18 protein-coding genes are annotated in these 23,525 nt (G+C 72.0%); 11 read left to right on the forward strand and 7 right to left on the reverse strand.

Annotated elements, in window-relative coordinates; all coding sequences use genetic code 11:
- Positions 1 to 133: 133 nt before the first annotated feature.
- Both AB0C28_RS08410 and AB0C28_RS08415 read right to left on the reverse strand, forming a co-directional pair.
- The gene (locus AB0C28_RS08410; RefSeq protein WP_358073461.1) at positions 134 to 3,655 is read right to left on the reverse strand and encodes a S8 family serine peptidase; all 3,522 of its coding nucleotides are present in this window, start codon (positions 3,653 to 3,655) and stop codon (positions 134 to 136) included.
- Positions 3,656 to 3,850: 195 nt separating this feature from the next.
- Positions 3,851 to 4,456 carry a TetR/AcrR family transcriptional regulator gene (locus AB0C28_RS08415; RefSeq protein WP_357842331.1) on the reverse strand — a complete coding sequence of 202 codons (606 nt, stop codon included), beginning with the start codon at positions 4,454 to 4,456 and terminating at the stop codon, positions 3,851 to 3,853.
- A 268-nt stretch (positions 4,457 to 4,724) separates the two neighbouring features.
- On the opposite strand from AB0C28_RS08415, the gene AB0C28_RS08420 reads away from it, so the two are divergent.
- The 4 genes from AB0C28_RS08420 to thyX all read left to right on the forward strand — a co-directional run bounded on the left by AB0C28_RS08420 (position 4,725) and on the right by thyX (position 11,891).
- A complete protein-coding gene (locus tag AB0C28_RS08420) occupies positions 4,725 to 6,851 on the forward strand; it encodes an anthranilate synthase component I (protein ID WP_358073462.1) in 2,127 nt (708 codons plus the stop codon).
- A gap of 66 nt (positions 6,852 to 6,917) precedes the next feature.
- On the forward strand, positions 6,918 to 8,150 hold the full coding sequence (locus AB0C28_RS08425; protein ID WP_358073463.1) for an amidohydrolase: 1,233 nt from the start codon (positions 6,918 to 6,920) through the stop codon (positions 8,148 to 8,150).
- Positions 8,151 to 8,365: 215 nt separating this feature from the next.
- Positions 8,366 to 11,008 (forward strand): M4 family metallopeptidase, encoded by a 2,643-nt coding sequence (locus AB0C28_RS08430; RefSeq protein WP_358073464.1) that lies wholly within the window; start codon positions 8,366 to 8,368, stop codon positions 11,006 to 11,008.
- Between the two features lie 157 nt (positions 11,009 to 11,165).
- Positions 11,166 to 11,891 (forward strand): FAD-dependent thymidylate synthase, encoded by a 726-nt coding sequence (thyX, locus tag AB0C28_RS08435; protein WP_358073465.1) that lies wholly within the window; start codon positions 11,166 to 11,168, stop codon positions 11,889 to 11,891.
- Positions 11,892 to 11,924: 33 nt separating this feature from the next.
- Here thyX and AB0C28_RS08440 read toward each other — a convergent pair whose 3' ends face one another.
- Together AB0C28_RS08440 and AB0C28_RS08445 are read right to left on the reverse strand one after the other, a co-directional pair.
- Entirely contained in the window at positions 11,925 to 12,236 is a 312-nt protein-coding gene (locus tag AB0C28_RS08440) for a hypothetical protein (protein WP_326643828.1), read from the reverse strand.
- Positions 12,237 to 13,316 (reverse strand): exo-alpha-sialidase, encoded by a 1,080-nt coding sequence (locus AB0C28_RS08445; protein ID WP_357842347.1) that lies wholly within the window; start codon positions 13,314 to 13,316, stop codon positions 12,237 to 12,239.
- 154 nt (positions 13,317 to 13,470) lie between these two features.
- Between AB0C28_RS08445 and AB0C28_RS08450 the strand changes: the two genes are divergently transcribed.
- Positions 13,471 to 14,271, forward strand: coding sequence for a helix-turn-helix transcriptional regulator (locus AB0C28_RS08450; protein WP_357842350.1), 801 nt, complete (start codon positions 13,471 to 13,473; stop codon positions 14,269 to 14,271).
- A gap of 108 nt (positions 14,272 to 14,379) precedes the next feature.
- On the opposite strand, the gene AB0C28_RS08455 is transcribed toward AB0C28_RS08450, so the two are convergent.
- Both AB0C28_RS08455 and AB0C28_RS08460 read right to left on the reverse strand, forming a co-directional pair.
- The gene (locus tag AB0C28_RS08455) at positions 14,380 to 15,870 is read right to left on the reverse strand and encodes a sialidase family protein (RefSeq protein ID WP_358073466.1); all 1,491 of its coding nucleotides are present in this window, start codon (positions 15,868 to 15,870) and stop codon (positions 14,380 to 14,382) included.
- 100 nt (positions 15,871 to 15,970) lie between these two features.
- Positions 15,971 to 17,089 (reverse strand): globin domain-containing protein, encoded by a 1,119-nt coding sequence (locus tag AB0C28_RS08460; RefSeq protein WP_357842357.1) that lies wholly within the window; start codon positions 17,087 to 17,089, stop codon positions 15,971 to 15,973.
- Positions 17,090 to 17,577: 488 nt separating this feature from the next.
- Here AB0C28_RS08460 and AB0C28_RS08465 point away from each other — a divergent pair, with 488 nt between their 5' ends.
- From AB0C28_RS08465 to AB0C28_RS08480, 4 genes are read left to right on the forward strand one after another with little or no spacing between them, the layout of a single operon-like run.
- Positions 17,578 to 18,264, forward strand: a complete 687-nt coding sequence (locus AB0C28_RS08465; protein ID WP_358073467.1) for a gamma-glutamyl-gamma-aminobutyrate hydrolase family protein — start codon at positions 17,578 to 17,580, stop codon at positions 18,262 to 18,264.
- Positions 18,265 to 18,273: 9 nt separating this feature from the next.
- Positions 18,274 to 19,188, forward strand: a complete 915-nt coding sequence (locus AB0C28_RS08470; RefSeq protein ID WP_357842363.1) for an alpha/beta hydrolase — start codon at positions 18,274 to 18,276, stop codon at positions 19,186 to 19,188.
- 60 nt (positions 19,189 to 19,248) lie between these two features.
- Positions 19,249 to 20,034 carry an enoyl-CoA hydratase/isomerase family protein gene (locus tag AB0C28_RS08475; protein ID WP_326643817.1) on the forward strand — a complete coding sequence of 262 codons (786 nt, stop codon included), beginning with the start codon at positions 19,249 to 19,251 and terminating at the stop codon, positions 20,032 to 20,034.
- Positions 20,035 to 20,073: 39 nt separating this feature from the next.
- The gene (locus AB0C28_RS08480; protein WP_357842367.1) at positions 20,074 to 20,277 is read left to right on the forward strand and encodes a hypothetical protein; all 204 of its coding nucleotides are present in this window, start codon (positions 20,074 to 20,076) and stop codon (positions 20,275 to 20,277) included.
- Between the two features lie 154 nt (positions 20,278 to 20,431).
- On the opposite strand, the gene AB0C28_RS08485 is transcribed toward AB0C28_RS08480, so the two are convergent.
- Entirely contained in the window at positions 20,432 to 21,019 is a 588-nt protein-coding gene (locus AB0C28_RS08485) for a methyltransferase domain-containing protein (RefSeq protein ID WP_357842370.1), read from the reverse strand.
- 128 nt (positions 21,020 to 21,147) lie between these two features.
- Here AB0C28_RS08485 and AB0C28_RS08490 point away from each other — a divergent pair, with 128 nt between their 5' ends.
- Together AB0C28_RS08490 and AB0C28_RS08495 are read left to right on the forward strand one after the other, a co-directional pair.
- Positions 21,148 to 22,752, forward strand: coding sequence for a histidine kinase (locus tag AB0C28_RS08490; RefSeq protein WP_358073468.1), 1,605 nt, complete (start codon positions 21,148 to 21,150; stop codon positions 22,750 to 22,752).
- Positions 22,749 to 23,438 carry a response regulator transcription factor gene (locus AB0C28_RS08495; RefSeq protein ID WP_357842376.1) on the forward strand — a complete coding sequence of 230 codons (690 nt, stop codon included), beginning with the start codon at positions 22,749 to 22,751 and terminating at the stop codon, positions 23,436 to 23,438. Before AB0C28_RS08490 ends, AB0C28_RS08495 begins: the two co-directional genes overlap by 4 nt.
- Positions 23,439 to 23,525 lie beyond the last annotated feature (87 nt).

The following is a 23,525-nucleotide window of genomic DNA, read 5'->3' on the forward strand; positions in this document are numbered from 1 at the left end:
GGTATACCGGGGGCCCCCGAATGCGGCGAGGCTCGCGTATAGAGCGAGGCCGCTTATGAGCCCCGGCAGGCCGCGGGCCCGCCCCGCCGTACGGCGGAACAGGCCCGGTCGGTCAATCCGTGTTCCAGCGTGCCTACGGGGCGGTCCGGTCAGGACGCTCCGAGATGCGCAGCCCGTTCACGATCGTCGCGCCCTGCCGGGTCGCGAAGCGCACGTTGAGCTGGCCGTCGGTCACCCTGACCGTGTACTGCCTGCTCACCGCCGTGTACGTGCCCGCCTCCAGCGCCAGGTCCAGCGCCGGGATCGCCAGCTGCCCCTCGACCAGCACGTCGAAGACCCGCCTGCCCATCTGCGTGTTCTTCACGTCGGCGAAGTCCAGCTCGACGGTGTACGTCCCGGCCGGGACGCTGTCGAAGCGGTATTCGAGCATCGACTCCCTGGCCGTCCTAAAGAGTGCCTGGTCGGGCGTGCCGGCGATGGTCCTGGACGTGCTCGCCGTACGGTTCTGGTTGGTCAGGTAGCCGTAGCCGCCCTGGGTGTACTTCCGGTCCGGCGTCCAGGTGTCACCGGCCGCGTCCACGAAGTTCCGCGTGGCGCCGGTGTCGATGGCCACCTGGTGCTTCGGCACCACGACCGTGACCTTGACCTCGATCGTGGGCTGCCGCCCGCTGGTGGACTTGATGAGCAGCTTGCCCTCGCGGAACGTGCCCGGCGTCACACCGGCGCTCGACACCGTCACCTTCAGGCTCACCTTCTTGCCCTTGGCCAGCTCACCGGCCGCCGGCGTCACCGTGAACCAGGACTCGCCCGTCACCGTGTACGGCGTCGGCGAGCCCAGGTTCGTCAGCTCCAGCGACCGCGTCCGGCTCGCCCCGGCCGGCATCACCACGGTCAGCTCCGCCACCGACGCGCTCACCTGCCCGGTGACCAGCGCCGTGTCGATCCGGGTGACGGCCGTCGGCGCGATCGTGACGGACTGGGTGAAGGTGCCGTAGTGCTCCTTGGACACCACGACCTCGTAGTCGCCGGCCAGCACCTGCCCGCTGAACGTGCCGTCCGCGCCGGTCGTGAACTCGGCCACGTCGCCCACCTTCACCGTCGCCCCGGAGATCGGGTCGCCGTCGTTGGCGTCGGTGACCGTGCCCGTGACCAGGCCGTGCCTGCTCGCGGTGAACGTCAGGCCCTGCCCGGTCGACAGGACGGCCTCGTTGAAGGAGTACATCAGGCCGTCGGTGCCGGCCGCGTTCTCGATGCCGATCGTGCCGGAGCCGCCCTGGTCGCGCCCGGTGTCGATGTCCTTGTACCGGAACGCGACGGAGCCGTCCTCACCGAGCAGCGCCGAGAACGACACCCGCGTCGTGAGCGCGCCGAAGAAGGCGACGTTGCGCCACTCGATCACGAACGTGCGGCGCGGCGCCGTGCCCGTCACCGCCGTGTAGACGCCGCCCTGGTCGTCCACCACGAAGTCATCCCAGAACGGGTAGATCCCGTTGTTCGGCGCGTTCGTCGTCGGGAGCTGGCTGTTGCTGGCGGAGGTGGTCCCGCCGGTCCCGAACGTGACGAAACCGTTCGAGCTGATCGACGCGCTGCCCTGGCCCGTCCCGTAGAACGGCACCTGGAACGGCAGCGTCACCTGCTGGGCGACGTCGTCGCCGGTCAGCGCCAGCTTCTCCGTGCCCGCGACGTACGGCTGCGCGCCGCTCGCGCAGGTGTAGCCGAAGTTGTCGCCGCGCAGCGGCAGCTCGATGTCCTTGACCACGTCGCCGTCCACCGTGACCGACGCGGTCGCGCCGCTGGAGCAGCGGGAGGCGGGCGTGACGACCAGCTCGTACGAGCCCTGCGGCAGCGTCAGGCGGTAGCGCCCTTCCGCGTCGGTCACCGCGCGCTCCGGCGTGCCCGTGGCGGCCACCGTCGCGCCGGCCTCGGGGGCGCCGGCCGTGGTCACCGTGCCGGACACGTTGCCCGCCGGCAGCACGGACATGGTCACGTCGGCGGTCGCGGCCTGCTCGGCCACGATCGTGACGTCCACCTCGGCGCTCCCGTAGCCGAACTTCTCCGCGCTCAGCCGGTAGTCGCCGGGCAGCAGGCGGGGGATGGTGTACGTGCCGTCCGCGCCCGTGCTCACCGTGCGGGCCAGCGGGCCGGTGAGGTTCAGCGTGACGCCGGGCACGGGCGTTCCGCCCGCGGTGACCGTGCCGGACAGGCTGCCCAGCCCCTCCTCGGGCGCGGCCTTCACGGCGGCGTAGGTGTCGAGCCTGCCCTCGCCCCAGACGTTGTTGTCGGTCGCGGTGCCGCCGCAGCTGGTGTCGGAGACGTCCGTGGCCGAGCCGTCCAGCAGCGCCCGCGTGGCCGGGATGTTGCCCGTCAGGCCCGGGGCCGCCGACCAGATCAGCGCCACCGTGGCCGCCACGTGCGGTGAGGCCATCGAGGTGCCGGTGAAGCTGGCGTACTCGTTGCCGGGCGTCGAGGAGCGCACGTTGACGCCGGGGGCGGCGATGTTCGGCTTGATCTCGCCGTTCTCGCCCTCGCCCTTGCTGCTTCTGGCGTACAGGTTGTCGTCGATGTCGAAGCCGCCGGCGCTGTACGCGGTCACGTACTGGCCGGGCGAGCCGCTGCTGCGGCAGGACGGGCCCTCGTTGCCGTTGGAGAAGGCCGGGAAGATGCCGGCCGCCAGCCAGGAGTCCACGACTTCCTTGTAGAACGGGTCGAAGCCGTCGCCGCCCCAGGAGTTGTTGACGATGTCCGGCGCCAGGTCAGGGCGCGGGTTCTGGCCGTTGAGGTCGGTGGGCCGCACCATCCACTGGCCGGCCGCCAGCAGGGAGGCGTCGGAGCAGGTGTTGAGTTCGCAGCCCTTCGCGGCGATCCACTTCGCGCCGGGGGCCACACCGATGCCGTTCTTGCCGACCATCGTGCCCATGGTGTGCGTGCCGTGGCCGTTGTTGTCGCACGGCGCCGTGCTCGGGCAGACCCGGGCCGGGTCGAACCAGTTGTAGTCGTGGGTGTAGGTGCCGTCCTGGTTCCTGCCCCGGTAGCTCTCGGCCAGCTCGGGGTGGTCGAACTGGGCGCCGGAGTCGATGTGGGCGACGACGATGCCCTCACCGCGGTTGCCCAGCTCGTCCCAGACGCGGGGCGCGTTCACGCGGTCGATGTTCCACTCGACCGCCTGCACGCCCTTCGACGCGGTGGAGGCGCGTACCTGGGGCTCGGCCTTGCCGGTGATCGGCTTGGGCAGGGAGACCGTGCGGATCGGGTCGATGCGGTCGACCTCGGGCAGGCTCGCGATCTCGGCGGCGAGCTTCTCGCTCGCGGTCACTTTGACGGCGTTGACGATCCAGAAGGGGGTGTACTCGGCGTGGTGCGAGTCGAGCAGCTCGCGCAGCTCCTTCTGCGAGGACTTCGCGCGGGCGCTCTTGACGTCGAAGACCAGCTCGGCCTTGGCCTCCTTCGTGACGGCCCGGCGGGCGCCGCTCAGATCGGCGCTCCCCTTCATCCGGACCCAGAAGGTGGCCTTGTCGTTCTGCGCGAGCTCGGCCTGGACGGCCGTGTCGATCTTTCCCGGGTCAGGCGCGGCGTGCGCCGCGGCCTGCGGGGCTAAGAGACCAGCGGCGGTGACGATCCCGACCAGGACCGTCCGCCAACGGGGGGTGTGGTGCACTGTCTCTCCTTCATGACAAAAGGCGAGAGGTGATCTTCACGCCTCTGTCGAGAAGGGTGAAGAGATCGTGTTCGGAAAGCAAGAGGTGACGTGAAACGTTATTTTGCTGACTGAAATGTAATCTGGTCAGCTCGCGTGCCGTCAGCTTCCGCACGGCCCTGACCAGGGATTACGCGCCGGTCCCCGCGAGTGCGGTCAGGGCCTGAGGCCGAACTGTTTCATGATCGCCATGAAGTAGGCCAGGATCCGGCCCGGCTCCTGGTCGTCGGGGCGGGTGCCCACGTGATACAGCACCGCCGCGTTCAGCTGCTCCCGCACCACGTCCACGTCCACCTCCGCGGGCAGGCGTCCCGCCTCGCGCGCCCCGGTCAGCGCCGCCCGCACCAGCGCCTCCCGCCGCCCGCCGTTGACCAGCCGGTAGGCCGTCATCAGCTCGGGGTGGTCGTCGCGGCTGCCGTAGAGGCGGCGCAGCAGCAGCCGGTTGCGCGGCTGTGCGAGGTGGGCGGCCCAGTCGCCGAACATGTGCTCAAGGTCACGCCAGCCGGTGAAGTCCGGGTCGTCGTCGTGGTTGGCCCACTCCAGCGTCCGTACCAGCAGCTCCGTCTTGCCGGCGAACCTGCGGTAGACCGTCGCCCGCGTCACCCCCGCCCGCCTGGCCACCTGCTCGATGCTGGTCTGCTGGGCGCCCTGCTCGATCAGCAGGTCGAGCGCGGCCGACAGGATGGCCACGTCGGCCTCCTGGCTGCGCGGCCGGCCGGCCGGGCGCGAGGCGCCCGCCGGGCCGGAGTGTGTGCTCTTCATGCGTCGCGGGTCACCATCGTGTCGTGCGCCGGGCCTGGAGACGGTTTGCGAGCAGTCTAATGAGCCGGAGCGGCTTCGCGGGTCGCGTTGCGCGATCATGGTCGGGCGGTTACCCTTGGCAGCATGCGAAATCACGCTCAGCTCCAGTGGTGGCGCCGCTCCTAGGCGGCGCGTGTTTCGCATTCCTCAACGGACGGCCGCCCCGGTTGGCGGCCTTTCTCGTGTCCGCCCCCGGGGCTCGATCATTGACGTGGTAAAGGGGCAGCAAGTGGATACGAGCGGATATACCACCGCCGGGGGCATCGGTGTCGAGCGCGAGACACGCCAGGTGGACGAGGCCGCCCTCGAAGAGATCGTGACAGCCCTCTCAGAACGGCGCGGGGGTGCCTTCTCCTCGGGCATGGACTACCCGGGCCGCTACAGCCGATGGGCCTTCGGCTACGTCGACCCGTGCCTGGAGCTGGTGGCCAAGGGCCGGACGATCTCGGCCACCGCGCTCAACGAGCGCGGCCGGGTCGTGCTGCCCGCCGTCGCCTCCTGCCTGCTGGCCGCGGGCAAGCCGGTCACCGAGCCGACGGCCGACCGCGTCGAGGTCTACGTGGCCGAGTCCGAGGACCTGCTGCCGGAGGAGATGCGCAGCCGCCGGCCCACCGTCTTCACCGCCATCCGCGAGGTCATCGCCGCCTTCAAGGGCGACGACCCGCACCTCGGCCTCTACGGCGCCTTCGGTTACGACCTGGCCTTCCAGTTCGAGCCCATCAGGCAGGAGCTCGTCCGCCCCGACGACCAGCGCGACCTCGTGCTGCACCTGCCCGACCGCCTCGTCGTGATCGACCGGCAGCGCGAGACCAGCGTCGAGCACCGCTACGAGTTCACCGTCGACGGCACCAGCACCCGCGGCCTGGAGCGCACCGGCGACACCGCCCCGCCCGTCACGCCCGCCGAGGTGCCGCCCAACCCGCCGAAGGGCGAATACGCCGAGGTCGTGGCCGCCGCCAAGGAGAAGTTCAAGCGCGGCGACCTGTTCGAGGTCGTGCCCGGCCAGGTCTTCCACGCCACCTGCACCGACCCCTCCGGCTTCTACCGCGGCCTGCGCACCAGCAACCCCGCCCCGTACGAGTTCATCATCAGCCTCGGTGAGGGCGAGCACCTGGTCGGCGCCTCGCCCGAGATGTACGTCCGGGTCAGCGGCGACCGGGTCGAGACCTGCCCGATCTCCGGCACCATCGCCCGCGGCAGCAACCCCGTCGAGGACGCCGAGGCCATCCGCACGCTGCTGTCCAGCGTGAAGGAGGAGTCGGAGCTGACCATGTGCACCGACGTCGACCGCAACGACAAGTCGCGCATCTGCGTCCCCGGCACGGTCAAGGTCATCGGCCGCCGCCAGATCGAGCTCTACTCCCGCCTCATCCACACCGTCGACCACATCGAGGGCCGGCTGCGCCCCGAGTTCGACGCCCTCGACGCCTTCCTCACCCACATGTGGGCCGTCACGGTCACCGGCGCGCCCAAGACGTGGGCCATGCAGTTCATCGAGGACCACGAGGCCACCACCCGCCGCTGGTACGGCGGCGCCATCGGCTTCATCGGCTTCGACGGCTCCATGAACACCGGCCTCACCCTGCGCACCGCGCAGATCAAGCACGGCGTGGCGGCCGTCAGGGCCGGGGCCACGTTGCTGTTCGACTCCGACCCCGAGGCGGAGGAGCGCGAGACCGAGCTCAAGGCCAGCGCCCTGCTCGGCGCCCTGGCCGCGGTCAACCAGCCCGGCGCGGCGCCGGTGGCCGAGCCCAGGGAGCAGCCGGGCCTGGGCATGAAGGTGCTGCTCGTCGACCACGAGGACTCCTTCGTCAACACCCTGGCCGACTACTTCCGCCAGGAGGGCGCGGACGTGGTGACGCTGCGCCACGGCTTCCCCGTCCACATGATCGACGACATCGCGCCCGACCTGGTGGTGCTCTCGCCCGGCCCCGGCTGGCCCACCGACTTCGGCATGTCGGCCCTGCTCGACCAGGTCTACGCCCGCGACCTGCCCGTCTTCGGCGTCTGCCTCGGCCTTCAGGCCATGGTCGAGCAGGCCGGCGGCACCCTGGAGCTGCTCGACTACCCCGAGCACGGCAAGCGCGGGCAGGTCACCAGGCTGGGCGGCAGCGCGCTGCTCGACGGGCTGCCCGAGGAGTTCACCGCCGCCCGCTACCACTCGCTGCACGCCAAGCGCCCCGGCGTGGTCGGCTTCACCCCGACCGCGCTCACGCCCGACGGCAACGTGATGGCGATCGAGGACCCCGCGCGGCGGCGCTTCGCCGTGCAGTTCCACCCCGAATCGATCCTCACCCAGGAGGGCTCCGCCGGCGCGAAGATCATCGCGAACGTGCTGCGTCTGGCCCGCAGATAGGGGTAACTGTCCCGCAGGTAGGTAAAACGTGCCCGGGAGCGTGCGGAGCTCCCCTAGAGTCTCCGCATGCTCCCCGTAGACCTGCCCGGCACGGTGCGTGACGCGCTGCTCGCCCCGCTCGTCGACCACCACTGTCACGGGGTGCGCCGCGACGACCTGAGCCGGGCCGGGTTCGAGCTGCTCATCAGCGCGGGCGGTGTGCCCGCGCCGCCCGGCACCACCCACTTCGACACCGCCTCGGGCGCGGCCGTGCGCCGCTGGTGCGCGCCGCTGCTCGACCTGGAGCCGCACGCCCCGCCCGCCGTCTACCTGGCCCGCCGGGCCGAGCTGGGCGCGGGCGAGGTCAACCGGCGGCTGCTCGCCGGGGCCGGCGTGGTGGCGTTCCTGGTGGACTCGGGCCGCGAGGACGCCGACCTGCTGAGCGCCGCCGAGATGGGCCGCCACGGCGGGGCCGCCGCCGACGAGCTCGTCCGGATCGAGGAGATCGAACGCGACGTCGCCGCGACGGCGCAGATCGCCGTCGACTACCTCGACTCCCTGGGCGAGGAGCTGGCCGGCCGGGCCGCCAGGGCGGTCGGCGTCAAGACCGTCATCGGCCCCCTGTGCGGCCTCGACCTCGACCCGGCCAGGCCCGCCAGGGGAGCGGTCATCGCCGCGGCCAACCGGCGCCTGGCCGACCCCAAGGAGCCGCTGACGGACCCCGTCCTGCTCGGCTACCTGCTCTGGAGCGGGATCGACGTGGCCAGGGAACGCGGCCTGCCCGTGCAGTTCCACACCGGCTACGGCGCCCCCGGCACCCTGCACGCCGATCACCGGCCCGATCACCGGCCCGATCACCGGCCCGATCACCGGCCCGATCACTGGGCCGATCATGGGGTCAATCTTTGGGCCGATCGCCGGGCCGACCCCGCCGGGCTCGGCCGGTTCGCCGCCGCGCTGCAGCCGCTCGGGGTGCCGATGATCCTGCTGCACCCCTACCCGTTCCACCGCCAGGCCGCCCATCTGGCCGGGGCGTTCCCCCACGTGTACGTGGACGCCGGCCTCGCCCTGCCGCACCTCGGCGCCGGTGCCCGGGTCATGGACGAGCTGCTGGAGCTGGCGCCGTTCCACAAGCAGCTGTTCAGCTCCGGCTGCCACGGCCTGGCCGAGAGCGGCTACCTCGGCGCCCTGTCCTTCCGGCGCGCTCTGGCGGCGGCGCTCGCCACCCGGCTCGCCTCGGGGGAGTGGAGCACGGCCGACGCGGCCCGGGTCGCCCACATGATCGGCTCAGGCAACGCCCGGCGCATCTACCGCTTGTGACCCCGTTCCCGGCACCGCTCGGGAAGCCCGCCCTCCTGCGCCCACAGTGCACGAGGGCCGGTGCCGTGGGCCGCGGAACGTGCGGCGGCCGGCATTTCGACATCAAGAAATGCATATTTCCCAATAGATGAAATCAAATCGTGATTTGTCTATTAGTCAATGACACAGTCATGATCGAGGGCGCCTGTGTCCCTACAACACCACCTGGAGGTGTCGTGTCCTGGCGCCCCATCACCCTCGTCGCAGCCTTATGCCTGACGCTCTCCGTACCAGGAGTGGCTTCGGCCGAAGACCCACCGCCCGAGGTCGAGCACCGGACGGGCACCCAAGCGCCCGCCGAGGTGAGCGGCCTGGCCGAGCCCGCGCGGGCGGCCGACCCCGTCGCCGCCGCCAAGGCGCACCTGACCGACCCCCGCTACCACCTCGACCCCGCCGACCTCCAGCCGATCCGCACCGTCGTGGACGGCCCGGACGAAACGGTCAGGTTCGCCCAGCGCCACCGCGGCCTGCCGGTCTTCGGCGCCCATTACCTCGTCCACCTCCGTAAGGACGGTGCCCAGCGCGAGATCGTCGGCGCGGGCGGGCGCTTCCTCACCGAGCTCACCGTGGACACCACCCCGACGGTGACCGAGGAGACCGCCGAGAAGATCGCCGCCGGCCTGCGGCCGCGCGGCTACACCGCCCGCGAGCGACCGGCGGCCACGGCCCGCGAGCTCGTCGTGCTGCCGCGCGGCACGGGCGTGCTCGCCTGGCACGTGGTCCTGACCTCGACGCGCGGGAGCACCGGGCCGGCGAGCCGGCCGCTGCTGCTCGACGCGTACGTGGACGCCCACTCGGGCCGCCCCCTGTTCACCGTGGACCGCCTCAGGATGGAGGGCCCGGTCCAGGGCACCGGGCGCACCGCCCACGGCCGCGACGTCACCCTGAACGCCTACGAACGCGCCGACGGCAAGTACGAACTGCGCGACCGCGCCCGCCCGATGTGGAACGGCACCACCGGCGAGATCCTCACCTACGACGCCGCCGGCGCCGACGTCCTGGACTTCCTCAACCCGGGCATCCCGCCCGGCACCGAACTCGCCCAGTCGCCGGCCCCCGCCTTCGGACCCGAGCACACCGACACGGGCGCCGTGGACGCCCACCACGGCGCGGGCCTGGTGTACGAGTTCTACCGCGGGCTGGGCCGCGACGGCCTCGACGGCCAGGGCGGCACCATGTTCTCCGTCGTCAACGTCACCATCGGCGGGCAGCCGTTCACCAACGCCTTCTGGGACGGCACCAAGATGGTCTACGGCGGCGGCGGGACCGACTACCACTCCTTCGCCGCCAGCCTCGACGTGGTCGGCCACGAGATGACCCACGGCGTCATCACCCACAGCGCCGACCTGGTCTACCTGGGTCAGTCGGGCGCGATCAACGAGGGCCTGGCCGACTACTTCGGCAACGCCGTCCAGGTGGACGCGCTCGGCATCCCGATGAGCGACCCCGACGCGAGCCTGCTCGGCGAGGGGCTGTGCAAGAACCTGCCGCCCGCCGAGTGCGCGGGCCGCGACCTCGACGACGCCCGCGTGGCCGCCGAGGACTACCTGGGCCTCACCGTCGCGCTCGACAACGGCGGGGTGCACCTCAACTCCACCATCTTCTCCGGCGCCCTCTGGGACGTCAGGGAGCAGCTCGGCGGGCCCAGGGCCGACAGGCTCGCCTACAAGGCGCTGACCGAGTACATGACGCCGCTGGACGACTTCGTGGACGGCCGGCGCGCCGTCGAGTCGGCCGCACGCGCGCTCGGCTGGCCGGCCCGCGACCGGCTCACCGTCGCCCGCGCCTTCGACCGGCACGGCATCAAGCCCGGCTGGGAACGTCACCTGCGTACCGACAGCCGGGTGCTCATCGACGGCGTCACCGACCTCAACGCCATCCCCGACGTGGCCGGCGACGGCTACGTGATCTCCAACTCCTCACCCGACGCCACCGCGCCCAGCCGGATACTCACCGGCCGCCTGCGCGGCGGCAAACCGGTGGTCCTGCACGCCGACGACCGGTGGAACTACTTCCCCAAGACCGACGGCGCCCAGGTCGTCTGGGCCTCCTTCGACGACACCCAGACCAGCTTCCGGATCAGCGCCCGCCCGATCGACGGCAGCGCGCCCGCGCGCGTCGTGCAGGAGACGACGGACGTGGTGAACGGGCTGGCGGTCGCCGGTGACGTCATCGCCTGGGAGGCCTTCGACCCGGCGAACGGAGAGGTCGAGGTCTGGGCCAAACGCGGCACGGCCGCCCCCGTGCGGATCACCGCCGAGGCGGGCGTCTCCGGGTACACGCCCTCGATCAGGGGCGGCAAGGTCGCGTACACGCGCGAATGGGTCGAAGGCGGCGCCTTCCACAGCACGCCCGCGATCTACGACCTGGCCACCGGCACGCAGGTCGTCGTCCCCGAGGTGCCCGGCACCGGCGGCCCGTCGTTCAGCGTGATGCCGATCCTGCTGGACCGCCACGTCGTCTGGACCGCCGACACCGACCGCGACGGGCGCTTCGCCGTCATGCGGGCCGCCCACGACGGCACCGGCACCGCCGCCGTCGTGCCCGACGGGCCGGCCGCGCCCAGCCTCAACTGGTTCGACGCCGGCGACAGCACGATCTCGATCGGCGTCTGGCCGGACGGCGACACGCTGGAGAACGCCACCCTGCCCAAGGTGCTCCAACTCCCGCTCACCGGCGGCACGCCACGGCGCGTGTCCTGCAACGCCGGGGCGCAGGACTACTTCGCCGCCGGGACGGGCACCAGGCTCGCCTGGCTCGACGGCACCGACGCGACCACCGATCTGGTGACCCGCGACCGTCCCGCCGTCCGCTGCTGAGCCGGGCCCGGCCAGGCCGGCGGGCCTGGCCGGAGCCCGGGGCGGCGCCCGCCGTACCATGCGAGGGGGCGGCGGGCGCCGACTCGCGTCCGGGGCCGTGACCTGGTTTGCTTGAGCCGGCACATCGTCAAGCAGAACGGGGGCGCGGATGGGCGCAATGGAGCCGCAGGCAGAGGTCAAGTTCCGCAGCGACGTGGACGTGGAGCTGGTGAAGTCGGCCGCGTCCGACGCCGACGTGTTGTGGGCGGCGCGGGTCTCCACCAAGGGCGAGAGCTCGCTGGCCGAGATCGAGGCGGACCCCCAGCGCTCCAAGGGCCTGATCAACTTCCTGATGCGCGACAGGCACGGCACACCCTTCGAGCACTCGTCCATGACGTTCTACGTCAGCGCGCCGATCTTCGTGTTCCGCGAGTTCATGCGGCACCGCACGTTCTCCTACAACGAGGAGTCGGGCCGCTACCGGCAGCTCGAACCGGTCTTCTACGTGCCCGGCCCCGACCGCAAGCTGGTCCAGGAGGGCAAGCCGGGCAAATACGTGTTCCGTGACGGCACGCCTGAGCAGCAGGAGCTGGTCGCCGAGACGACGCGGGAGAGCTACCGGCAGTCCTACCGCGCCTACCTGGAGATGATCGAGGCGGGGGTGGCCCGCGAGGTGGCCCGCACGGTGCTCCCCGTCGGCCTCTACTCCTCGATGTACGCCACCTGCAACGCCCGCGCGCTGATGAACTTCCTGTCGCTGCGCGTCAAGCGGGACGACTCCACCTTCCCCTCGTTCCCGCAGCGGGAGATCGAGATGGTCGCGGAGAAGATGGAGGCGCTCTGGGCCGAGCTCATGCCGCTCACCCACGCGGCGTTCGAGGCCAACGGCCGCGTCTGCCCCTGAAGCCCCTGAGCCGTTGAGCCGTGGCCCGGCGGCTCAGGCGAGCGCCGGGAGCACGTAGACCTCGGCCCCCGGGGGCAGGGCGCAGTCGAGCCCGCCGAGCCCCCGGGCGTTCTCGCCGCACACGATCATGCTGATGTGCCGGCGGATGCGGCCGTAGTCGTCGCGCAGCCGCTCCTCCAGCATCGGATGCGTACGCCGCAGCGTGTCGAGGGCCGAGCCCAGGGTGGGCGGGGAGTGGCGGTCGGCGCCCACGGCGAAGACCTTGACCTCCGTCCGCCCGCTCACCCACCTGCGCAGCGAGCTGGGCAGCACGAAGACGACCATCATCACCGGTTTCGCGATCAACTAGAGCACCGCCGCGCGCACGGTGAGCACGTCGGGCAGGTGCCGGGCGACCGTCGACCAGGTCTCGCCGTCGTCGCGCGAGCAGTGCACCTCGCCGTCGCGGGTGCCGAAGAACAGCCCCGCCTCCGATGCGGTCATCGCGTCACGCAGCACGGTCGCGTAGACCGGCCCCTCGGGCAGCCCCTGCGAGCACGGCCGCCAGCTCCCGCCCGCGTCGTCGCTGCGGTAGACGCGGTAGCGGTGGTCGACGGGCGTGCGGTCGACGTCGGCCGTCAGCGGCAGCACGTAGACCGTGTCGGGCCGCGACGGATGCGCCACGATCGGGAAGCCGAAGTCGGACGGCAGCGACGAGCCGATGTCGCGCCAGCTCCCGCCGAAGTCGTCGCTGCGGTAGACGCCGAAGTGGTGCTGCAGGTAGAGCCGCTCGGGCCGGGACGGATGCATCGACACCTTGTGCACGCACTGCCCGAACTCGGGGAACTGCTGCCCCTCCGGCAGGAACGGCGCCCGGATGTTCTTGTTGGCCGCCTCCCACGACGCGCCCCCGTCAGAGGTGCGGTAGAAGCCGGCGGCCGAGACGGCGACGGCCATGATCTCCGGGTCGGTAGGATGGCCGACGATCGTGTGCAGGCACAGCCCGCCGCCGCCCGGCTGCCACTGCTCACGGTGCGGATGGTCCCACAGCCCCTCGACCAGGCGGTAGGTCACGCCGCCGTCTTCCGAGCGGAACAGCGCGGCCGGCTCGACGCCCGCCCACACCACGCCCGGCTCGGACGGGGAGGGCAGCAGCTGCCAGACCCGGCTCAGCGTGGCCCCGGTCTTCTCCGGGAAGGCGATGGGCGGCTGCTCCGCCTCCTGCCAGCTCTTGCCGAGATCGTCGGAGTACATCACCGACGGGCCGAAGTGGCCGTATTCGATCCCGGCCAGCAGGCGGGGAGTGGCGCCGCGGGTGTCGACGGCCACGGAGGTCACCGCGATCGTGGAGAACTGGATCGGCTCGACCTCGAAGGGGCCGCCGCCCGCCGAGCGGGCGAGGAACAGGCCCTTGCGGGTGCCGATCGCGAGCACTGCGTCGCTCATGACATTGCTCCAATGTTCGCTTGCGGCCCATCGTGCCACGCGGCACCGACAGTTACCGAGGACTGGGAGATTCCCCGCAGAAGGGCGGCCGGCCGAGCCCGCATTACCTCCCGGGTAATCGAGACCCTTCCCTGCGCCCGATACCTTGTGGGGCATGGGAGCGGTCGCCGTACATGAGGAGTCCTTCGGAGAGTTGCTGCGCGCCTGGCGGCAGCGACGGAGGGTCAGTCAGTTGGACCTGGCGATCGAGGCGGACGTGTCCGCCCGCCATGTCAGCTTCCTGGAGACCGGGCGCGCCCGCCCGAGCCGCGAGATGGTGATGAAGCTGGCCGAGGAGCTGGCGGTGCCGCTGCGGCACCGCAACAGGCTGCTGGTGGCGGCCGGGTTCGCCCCCGTCTATCCGGAACGGGAAGTACGCGCGCCCGAGATGGAGGTCGTCCAGCGGGCACTGGACCGGATCCTGGCCGGGCACGAGCCCTACCCGGCGGTCGTGGTGGACGCCATGTGGAACCTGGTGGCGGCCAACTCGGCGGCGGGCCTGTTCATGGAGGGCGTGCCGGCCGAGCTGCTGACGGAGCCGATCAACGTGATGCGGCTGTCGCTGCACCCCGACGCGATGGGCGGGCGGCTGCTCAACCTGGCCGAGGTACGCGCCCACCTGCTGCACCAGCTCCGCAGGCAGGCCGAGGCGTCCGGGCACGGCCGGCTGGCCGAGCTGCACGACGAGCTGGCGGCCTACACCTATCCGGGCGTCGACCTCAACGTGGCGCACGTGCCGGGGCCGGGCGACATCCTGCTGCCGCTGCGGATCGCGGCCGGTGACCGGGTGCTGTCGATGTTCACCACGATCGCCACGTTCGGGACGCCGCTGGACGTGACGGTGTCCGAGCTGGCCATCGAGACGTTCTGGCCCGCCGACGAGGAGACGGCCGCGGCCTTCGGCGGCCGGGCCTGACCCGGTCGCGTCGGGACGGCCGGGCGAGCGGGCAGTCGCGGGGAGCGCAGGGCCCCGCGCCCGGGTCAGCGGGCTGTCGCGGGGAGCGCAGGGGCCCCGGCGCCCGGGTCAGCGGGCCGTCGGGGGGAGGGCCGGGTGGGGGTCGCCCGAGGCGATGGCCGCCGCCCTGGCCACCGTCGGCGGCTCGCCGCTCATGATCGGCAGGCCGCCCGTGACGGTGTGCGTGCGGACGTCGAGCACGCCGCCCGCCGGCGCCGCCGCCACGGCGAACGCCGGGAAGGCACTGCCGCCGGGGACGATCGAGACCGAGAGGTAGTCGCCCGCCATCCGGCCGTCCGCGGTGGCGGCCAGCCAGCCGGGCGACATCGGCCCGGCCAGCTCCAGCGGCGGCGACCAGCTCGCCCCGCCGTTGGATGAGGAGGTGTAGGCGACCGTGAGGCGGCAGGTCGCGGGCGTGCAGAGGGCCTCGGGATAGCGGTAGTACACGAGCGCGAGCCTGGCCTGGTCGCCCGCGCTCTCGCGGTCCACGCCCAGGCCGGGGATGAAGTGGTCGCCCCCGTCGGAGGTGACCCGGGCGGCCTCGCTCCACGAGGCGCCCGTGGCCGAGCGGCTGAGCACGATGTCGTTGCCGCCGCAGTCGGTCTGGAAGCGGCAGTCGTGCCAGGCGACGTACACGGCGCCGCTCGCGTCGGTCTCCGCCGACGGCAGCGGCGCCGCCCGTAACCCGCCCGCCACCGCGTGCCGCTGCGTCTCCGCGACCAGCACGCTCTCCTCCCAGCTCGCCCCGCCGTCGCGGGAGCGGACCGAGCGGATCCGGCCGTCGTTGCCCAGGTACGGGACCACCACGGCCCCGTTCGGCCGCACCACCGGCTGCCCGCCGATCCCCGTGGCGGACGTGCCCGTGACCTCCCAGGTCAGGCCGCCGTCGGAGGAACGGGCCAGGTGGATCGCGTTGCCGTCGGCGTGGTCGTCGTACAGGACGTGGCAGCGGCCGCGGAACGGGCTTTGCGCGCCGTTGTCGCAGACGATCCACGGCTTGTCCAGGTCGCCTCCGCCCGCCACGGCGGTCGTCACCGGTCTGTCCCAGGTCACCCCGTCGGCCGAGCGGCTGGTCAGCACCGCCGCCCCGGTGAGCCCGCCCGCGTCCGACAGCGCCAGCGAGGCGATCAGCCACACGCCGTGCCGGGCGTCGAAGGCCACCGACGGGTCGCTGACCCGCGCGTACGGCCCGCCGCCCGGCGTCGTCAGGCCGGGTAACAGCCCCTTCGCCCAGGTGGCGCCGTTGTCGGCGGAGGTCGCGAAGGCGATCCCCGACGCGCCCGCGTCGTGGAAGCGGCCCGACTGCTGCGCCGCCACGATGGTCGAGCCCCACTGGAAGGTGTCGGACCCTGCCTGCGTGCCGCGCTGGGCCCTGTCGTCGCCGCCCCTGTCGTCGGCAGTGTCATCGGCGGTGTCGGCGCCGAGCTCGGTCAGCGGCACGCCAACCCCGTCGTCGGCGCGAACGGGAACGGGAACGGCGAGCAGGGCCGCGATGAGGACGGCCACTTCGATGACGGGGACGAGTCCGCCGATTCCTCGGCGCCGGGCGGGGGCTGGCACAGTCCACCTCCACTTGGCGTGTCCCATCCAGATGGCACCGCCCGACCCCCTGCTGTCAACCTCCCGATCAAGAAATGGGACACTTCCGGCCCCGGAGGGCTCATCGTTCGGCGTGGGCGACGTCCCGGTGGATGCGGACCAGGGGCACGCCGTCCCCCTGGAGACGGCGCACGGTCTCGTTGACCATGGCGGCCGGGCCGCACACGTACACGTCGTGGTCGGTCCAGGAGCGCAGGCGCTGCGTCACCTCCGGCAGATGGCCGCGCATGCCCTCGTAGCCGGGCTGGCCCGACACCACCGGCAGCACCCGCAGCCACGGGAACGACGACTCCAGCCTGATCAGGTCGGGCAGGTCGTACAGCTCGTCGGCGCTGCGGGCCCCGTACATCAGGTGGATGGCGGGACGGCGTCCCGAGGAGATGATCGACTCCACGATCGCCTTCAGTGGCGCCAGCCCGGTGCCGCCGGCCACGCACAGCACGTCGCGCACGCTGTTCTCGCGCGGCGTCATCGTGCCCATGGGCGGGCCCAGCATCAGCGTGTCGCCGACCTTGGTGTGCCTGATCAGCGCGGTCGAGACCCAGCCGCCGGGCACGGAGCGGACGTGCAGGGTGATCGTGTTGTCCGGGCGCGGCGCGTTCGCGATCGAGAACGTCCGCCACACGCGCGGCCAGCGCGCGGTCTGCACGCTCACGTACTGGCCCGGCGTGTACGGCAGCCGCTGCGTCGGCAGCAGCGTGAGCACCGCGATGTCCCGGTGCCGCCGCTCGTGCCCGACGACCTCGGCCAGCCACCAGGCCGGGGAGACCCCGGCGTCCGACTCGGCCGCCCCGATCATCAGGTTGGCCGCCGCCGAGTACGCCGACACCCAGGCCGCCTCGATCTCGTGGTTCCACACGTCGGCGGCGAAGCGCCTGATCGTGGCCAGCAGGGCGTTGCCCACGGCCGTGTAGTGCTCGGCGATGACGCCGTACTTGCGATGGTCCCTCCCGAGTTGCCCGAGGAAGCCCGCCAGCCCGTCCGGACTGTCCAGGCTCCAGACGATCCGGATCAACGAGCTGAACAGCCGGTCCCGCTGCACGTCCATGGCGGGCGGGAACATCCCGCGCAGGTGCGGGTTCTCGGCGAACAACCGGCCGTAGAAGTAGGCCGTGGCCTTGTCGGCCACCGGCTCGATGACGGAGAAACTCTCTTTTACCAGGCGCGGATTCAACGACATATATCCAACCCCACCCCTTGACCGGAAACGCGTTCCGGTCTTCGTCGTTCACCTCCCTGACGGTTCCGGGTCACGAGCGCGGGACAGGCCCCGGCACATCCGTGCGCTCGAATTCGAGTGTTACACCACCGATGACCCGTCACAACCGTTTCCCCCGATACGGTGCGAAGCGGAACTACCTGTAGTGGTTTCGTGATTATCCGCGTCCAGCTGTGTGTGATTTTCGGATGGCTAAGGTGAAAGAAATTAATATTCGCCTTTCATGGCGCCGGAAAGGCCGTTCCCGGGGATTTCCGCGAAGCCGAGGGAATGACGCCCGCCCGGGCCGCCGCGGACCGTCGTCCGGAGGCCGCCGGAGGCAAGTGGCAGGCAGGGATCTCGGGGAGGGGTGACATGTCGGAAAGGGAGTGCGCCATGATGGGGCAAGGGGTCGTCATCTCGAACCGGCTGACAGCCGCCCGAACTCCACCCTGCACCCTGGAGATCGCATGTCCCGTCCGCTCATCGGTATCACCGCCTACTTCGAAGCCGCACGCTGGGGTGACTGGGTGCGCGAGGCCGTGGTGTCCCCACCCTCCTACGCCAAGGCGGTCATCCGGGCGGGAGGCGCGCCCGTGGTGCTGCCGCCGCTCGGCCCGCACGCCGTGGACGACTACGTACGCGGCCTGCGGGGCATCGTCCTGGCCGGCGGCGTCGAGCTCGGCGCCGACACCTACAACGGCGAGCAGGACGAGCACGTCGCCGAGCCGCAGAGCCACCGCGACCGGTTCGAACTGGCCGTCGCCAGGGCCGCCGTCCGCGCCGACGTGCCCATCCTGGCCATCTCCAGGGGCATGCACGTGCTCAACGTCGCCCAGGGCGGCACGCTGATCCCCTGGCTGCCCGAGGTGCTCGACAGCGACCGCCACGCCGTCCCCGGCGCCGTCCACACGATCCAGGTCAGCGTCTCCAGCAAGCTCGGCAAGGCCGTCGGCGACCGGATCGAGGTGAGCGTGCCGCACCACCAGTCCGTACGCCGCCTCGGCACCGGCCTGCTGGCCGTGGCCTGGGCCGAGGACCAGATCGTGGAGGGCGTGGAACTGCAGGGACACCGCTTCGGCGTGGGGGTGCAGTGGCATCCCGAGCGGGGTGAGGACAATCGGCTCTTCGATGCGTTCATGGAGGCGGCCCGGTAGGCTGCGATCATGCCGCTGCACCCCCAGGCGCGGGACTTCGTCGCCCAGAACTCGTCGGTCGCCGATGCCGGCCTGTCCTCGCTCAGCCCCGCCGAGATCCGCGAAATGCGCGAGCAGGACCTCCTGGCGCCCCATCGAGGGCCGCTGACGAAGCTGCCGTTCGTCCGCGACGAGCGGGTCGGCGACGTGCCCATCCGCATCTACCGCGCCGACCCGGGCGACGGCCCGCTGCCCGTCGTGGTCTACTTCCACGGCGGCGGCTGGGTCTTCGGCAGTGTCAAGCGCAACGACGCGACCGGCCGCGGCCTGGCCATCGGCACCGGCGCCGTGGTCGTGTCGGTCGACTACCGGCTGGCTCCGGAAGATCCGTTCCCCGCTGCCGCCGACGACGCGTGGACCGTGGTGCGCGACATCTTCGCCAGGCCCGCCTTCTACCAGAGCAACGGCAGCGTCGCCGTGATCGGCGACAGCGCCGGCGGCAACCTGGCCGCCGTCGCCGCCTGGCAGGCCCGCGACGCCGGCCTCACCCTGGCCCACCAGGTGCTCGTCTACCCGGTGCTCGACGTCGCCATGGACACCCCCAGCTACACCGAGAACGCCAAGGGCCTCGGTCTCGACGCCGCCGACATGGCCTGGTTCGTCGAGCAGTACGCCGCCGGCGCCGACCCGGCCGACCCCCGCCTGTCGCCGCTGCGCCTGCCCGACGTCGCCGGGCTGGCCCCCGCCACCGTCGTGACCGCCGAGTACGACGTGCTCAGAGACGAGGGCGAGAGCTACGCCGCCCGGCTGGCCGAGGCCGGCGTGCCGGTCGGCCTGCGCAGATACGACGGCATGGTGCACGGCTTCTTCGTCCTGCCCGGCCTGTTCGACCAGGCCGTCGAGGCCGGCGACTACGTGGCAGAACGGCTGCGCGCGTCGTTCTGAGTCCATACCGGCCATCGCGAACGGGGGAGCGATCATGACGGCGACGACGGGGGAGCGGCCGTGAAGGACGCCTACGACAAGCTGCTGCTCGACACCCCCGCCGAGGGCGTCCTGCGGATCACCATCAGCGAGCCGGGCAAGCTCAACGCCGTCGACGCCACCGCCCACCGCGAGCTGGGCGAGGTCTGGCGCGACGCCGACCGCGACGACTCCGTCAGGGCCGTCCTGATCAGGGGAGAGGGCCGGGCGTTCTCGGCCGGCGGCGACCTGTCCATGATCGAGGACATGATGCGCGACCACGCCACCAGGCTGCGCGTGTTCGCCGAGGCCCGCGACATCGTCTACAACGTGCTCAACTGCTCCAAACCGATCGTCTCCGCCATCCAGGGCCCCGCCGTGGGCGCCGGGCTCGCGGTCGCGCTGCTGGCCGACATCTCCGTCGCCGGCCGTACCGCGCGGATCATCGACGGCCACACCAGGCTCGGCGTCGCGGCCGGCGACCACGCCGCGATCGTCTGGCCGCTGCTGTGCGGGCTGGCCAAGGCGAAATACCACCTGCTGCTGTGCGAGCCCATGACGGGCGCGGAGGCCGAGCGGATGGGCCTGGTCAGCCTCTGCGTGGACGACGACGAGGTGCACGACAAGGCGATGGAGATCGCCGTCAGGCTCGCCGCCGGGTCACCCGAGGCGATCAGGCTCACCAAATACTCGCTCAACAACTGGCTGCGCCTGGCCGGGCCCTCCTTCGACGCGTCTCTCGCGATGGAGTTCCTCGGCTTCACCGGCCCCGACGCGGCCGAGGGAGTGCGCGCGCTGCGCGAGAAGCGGCCGCCCGCGTTCGGCTGAGCCTGGTGTGCTTGCCCGAGCCCCGGGTAGCGGGAGCCCATGGAGGACCACAGGGGGGTGGACCTGCCGAGGCTCCGGCATCGGGAGGCCGCGGCCCCGTCCGCCGAGGCCGAGAACGCAGCCCGGGCGGAGGGAGCCGGCGCCCGCCGGCGGCTGGTGCGATCGCCGGTGGTCCGCGGGACTACGGGGGAGGAGGCCAGGAGCACGTACGCCCGCCGCGACAGGGCGGGTGACCCGGCCTGAGAGCCGGTGCAGAGCCGCGGGGCGGTCCGAGCGTCCGCGTCACGAGGGGTTGAGCAGGAGCTCCCCGGTCAAGAGACGCGGCCCGTCCGATCCAGGCGCCGATCGGGCGGCCGGCCACCCCGTGCCTTCCCGCCGAACACCCGCGCGTCGCCCGTCAGCGGGGGCGGCGGGCGTGGAAGACGAAGGCCGGCGGGGTGTTGCGCCACACCGTACGCCCCTGCACGACCTCCTCGAACCGCTCCGCCAGCAGCGCGCGGAACCGCCGCGCCGAACTCAACGGAATGGCGTGAATGTAGGAGAACGTGGTGAAAGCCGCCCCAGGGTTCATCGCATCCGTCACCGCACTCAGCAACTCATGCTGCACCTGCTGGGGAAAGGCCGCCCACGGCAACCCGCTCACCACCACGTCGGCCCGGCGCAGCCCGCGCTCGCCGAGCAGCTCACACAGCCGGGAGGCGCTGTCGTTGACCACGTCCACCGTGGGGAAGCGCTCGGCCAGCAAGGTAGCCATCGCCTCGTTCAGCTCCACGGCCAGATGGTGGCCCCGCCCGCCCAGCCGCTGCTGGATCTCCACCGTGAACGAGCCCGTGCCCGGCCCGAGTTCCACCACGATCGGCTCGCCACGCTCGGGGATCGGCGCGCAGACGGCCGACGCCAGCCACCGCGAACTGGGCGCGAGCGCGCCGACGGTTCCGGGGGAGCGCAGAAACTGGCCGAGGAAGAGTGCGGTGTCGTTGGACATGACCCGAACCTAGGCTACCGGAGGGCATGAACGCTCCCCCCTCCGGGCGGAGCTGCGGCCACTTGGAGGAGGCGATGTCCTCCGCGCGGTGGATCAGCAGCTCACACGGGGCCTATACGGTGTGTTCCATGCGTTGGCGCGGTGTGCCGCTTGATGTCCTGCTCGCGGCCTCTGGAGTGGGTCTCGATCTGCTGACCACGGCGAACGCGGGCGACAGCGAACATCTGCCCGTGGAGACGAACCTCCTCATGGCGCTGCTCGTCGGCCTGCCCATGGGCCTCGTCCGCCGCCGGCCCGTGGCCGTCTCCCTCTATCTGGCCGTCGTCCTGGCCGTCACCGACCAGCTCGGCTCCTTCACCTCCAACACGGCGCAGATCCTCGTCTGCGTGGCGCTGGGAGTGGCGGGATACAGCGCGCCGGTGCGCTCCACCGCCCTGGCCGTGATCGCCACGATCTTCGCGACCGCCTTCAACATCGCCGACCCCGGCATCGCCCTCACCGGCAACATGTGGATGTACTCCGTGCTGCTGCCCGTCTTCCCCGCCGTACTCGGAGCGTATCTGCGCAGCTCGGCCGAGCGCCTCGACGAGAGAGACGTCACCCCTGACGCGCTGCTGGCCGCGGGCGGAGTCGCGATCACCGTGCTGAGCACCTGGACCAGCTGGCACTCCGGCACCCAGCCCGTCTGGGTGGTGGGGCTGCTGGCCGTGGTGGGCGGGCTGTCGCTGGGCATCGCCAGAAGGTGGCCCGGCCTGGTCTTCACTCTCCAGGGCATCCTGCTCGTCTCGGCCGACATCTACCTCAACGAGGCGGTCGGCACGTGCCTGATCCTCACCCTCATCGCCATCGGGGTGTTCGCCATGCGCGTGGTGTCGTGGGCCTGGACGCTGGCCGCGTACCTGACCGGCTGCCTGCTCAGCTCCATCGCCGTCGTCGGCGACGACACAGAGATCACCGGCTTCCGCGTCGGCATCCTGCTGACGCTCGTCGCCACGCCCATCGCGATCGGCCGCTACCTGGGCATGCGCCGCGCCGCCGTCGCCTCCGAACGGCTGCGCGCCGAGGAGGCCGCCCGCGCCGCGGTCGCGCAGGTGCGCGCCGACCAGCTCGCCGAACGCGAGCGCATCGCCCGCGACGTGCACGACATCGTCGCCCACCACGTCGGCGCGATGGTGCTGCGAGCCAGCGCCGCCCGCTACACCGCGCCCGACGGCCCCGTCGCCGACGCGCTCAACGACATCCGCGAGACCGGCCACCAGGTGCTGCAGGACCTGCGCGACCTGCTCGACCTGCTGCGCGACCCCGACCGGCAGCCCGATCTGCTGGCCAACCCCGCCGACGTCGTACGCGAGTCCGCAGAACGCATGGCCGCCGCGGGCCTGCTCGTGGACCTCGACCTCGACCCGGCGACCGACCAGGCCCCGCTCATCGCCCGCACCTCAGCGGCCCGCATCGTTCAGGAAGGACTGACCAACGTGCTCAAACACGCAGGCCCCGGCACCCGGGTCCGCGTAACCGTGTCCCCCGCGGAAGAAGGGCTGGACGTGGAGATCCGCAACGGCCGCCCGCCGACCGCCATCGAGCGGCTGCCCTCCTCCGGGCGCGGCCTGGCCGGCATGCGCGAGCGGGTGCGCACCGTCGGCGGCACCCTCAGCGCCGGCCCCGACGGCGAGGGCGGCTGGCTGCTGGCCGCCCACCTGCCCACCCGCCTGTCGCAGGGGAACGCGGCGTGATCCGCGTGCTGGTGGCCGACGACCAGGCGCTCGTCCGCGCGGGCGTGCGCATGCTGCTGCAGGCCACGGGGGACATGGAGGTGGTGGCCGAGGCCGAGGACGGCGCCGAGGCCGTCCGCCTGTCCGAGCGCCACCTGCCCGACGTCATCCTGATGGACCTGCGCATGCCCAGGGTGGACGGGCTCGAAGCCATCAGGCGGGTGCTCGCGGCCCGGCCCGGCACCAGGGTCGTGGTGCTGACCACGTTCGCCGAGGACGGCAACGTCTACGCGGCCCTGCGCGCCGGCGCGGTCGGCTTCCTGGTCAAGGACGACGACCCCGAGCGCATGGTGGACGCCGTGCGCCGGGCGGCGGCCGGTGAGCAGCTGCTCGCCCCGTCCGTACTGCGCCGGGTCGTCGAGCGCTTCCTGGCCGCCGAGGAGCAGGCCGCCGCCCCCTCCGCGCCGCCCGGGCTGACCGAGCGCGAGCTGGAGGTCCTCGCCCTGGTCGGCACCGGCCTGTCCAACGCCGAGATCGCCGAGGAGCTGCATGTCGGCGTCACCACGGTCAAGACCCACATCGCCGCCGCCATGGACAAACTGGGCCTGCGCAACCGGATCCAGGCCGCCGTCGTCGCCCACCGCACCGGCCTGGTGGACGCCGCCTTCCGCCCCGTACGCCAGCCCCGCGGCGGCCCCACCGGCTGACCGCCCGTCCGTCGGGCCCTCCTGGCGGCGGACTTCACCCGGCTGCGGCCAGGGCGCGGGGTGGTCCTTGCGCTGGCGTACCACCCG

Source organism: Nonomuraea sp. NPDC048892 (assembly GCF_040649735.1).
Taxonomy (GTDB): domain Bacteria; phylum Actinomycetota; class Actinomycetes; order Streptosporangiales; family Streptosporangiaceae; genus Nonomuraea; species Nonomuraea maheshkhaliensis.

What these genes read in the sequence shown, in the direction of transcription:
- AB0C28_RS08450 (WP_357842350.1), top strand. Translation starts at nt 13,471, where the DNA reads ATGGGAGCGGTCGCCGTACATGAGGAGTCCTTCGGAGAGTTGCTGCGC.
- AB0C28_RS08485 (WP_357842370.1), bottom strand. Translation starts at nt 21,019, where the DNA reads ATGTCCAACGACACCGCACTCTTCCTCGGCCAGTTTCTGCGCTCCCCC.
- AB0C28_RS08460 (WP_357842357.1), bottom strand. Translation starts at nt 17,089, where the DNA reads ATGTCGTTGAATCCGCGCCTGGTAAAAGAGAGTTTCTCCGTCATCGAG.
- AB0C28_RS08470 (WP_357842363.1), top strand. Translation starts at nt 18,274, where the DNA reads ATGCCGCTGCACCCCCAGGCGCGGGACTTCGTCGCCCAGAACTCGTCG.
- AB0C28_RS08465 (WP_358073467.1), top strand. Translation starts at nt 17,578, where the DNA reads ATGTCCCGTCCGCTCATCGGTATCACCGCCTACTTCGAAGCCGCACGC.
- AB0C28_RS08490 (WP_358073468.1), top strand. Translation starts at nt 21,148, where the DNA reads ATGCGTTGGCGCGGTGTGCCGCTTGATGTCCTGCTCGCGGCCTCTGGA.
- AB0C28_RS08480 (WP_357842367.1), top strand. Translation starts at nt 20,074, where the DNA reads ATGGAGGACCACAGGGGGGTGGACCTGCCGAGGCTCCGGCATCGGGAG.
- AB0C28_RS08425 (WP_358073463.1), top strand. Translation starts at nt 6,918, where the DNA reads ATGCTCCCCGTAGACCTGCCCGGCACGGTGCGTGACGCGCTGCTCGCC.
- AB0C28_RS08445 (WP_357842347.1), bottom strand. Translation starts at nt 13,316, where the DNA reads ATGAGCGACGCAGTGCTCGCGATCGGCACCCGCAAGGGCCTGTTCCTC.
- AB0C28_RS08415 (WP_357842331.1), bottom strand. Translation starts at nt 4,456, where the DNA reads ATGAAGAGCACACACTCCGGCCCGGCGGGCGCCTCGCGCCCGGCCGGC.
- thyX (WP_358073465.1), top strand. Translation starts at nt 11,166, where the DNA reads ATGGAGCCGCAGGCAGAGGTCAAGTTCCGCAGCGACGTGGACGTGGAG.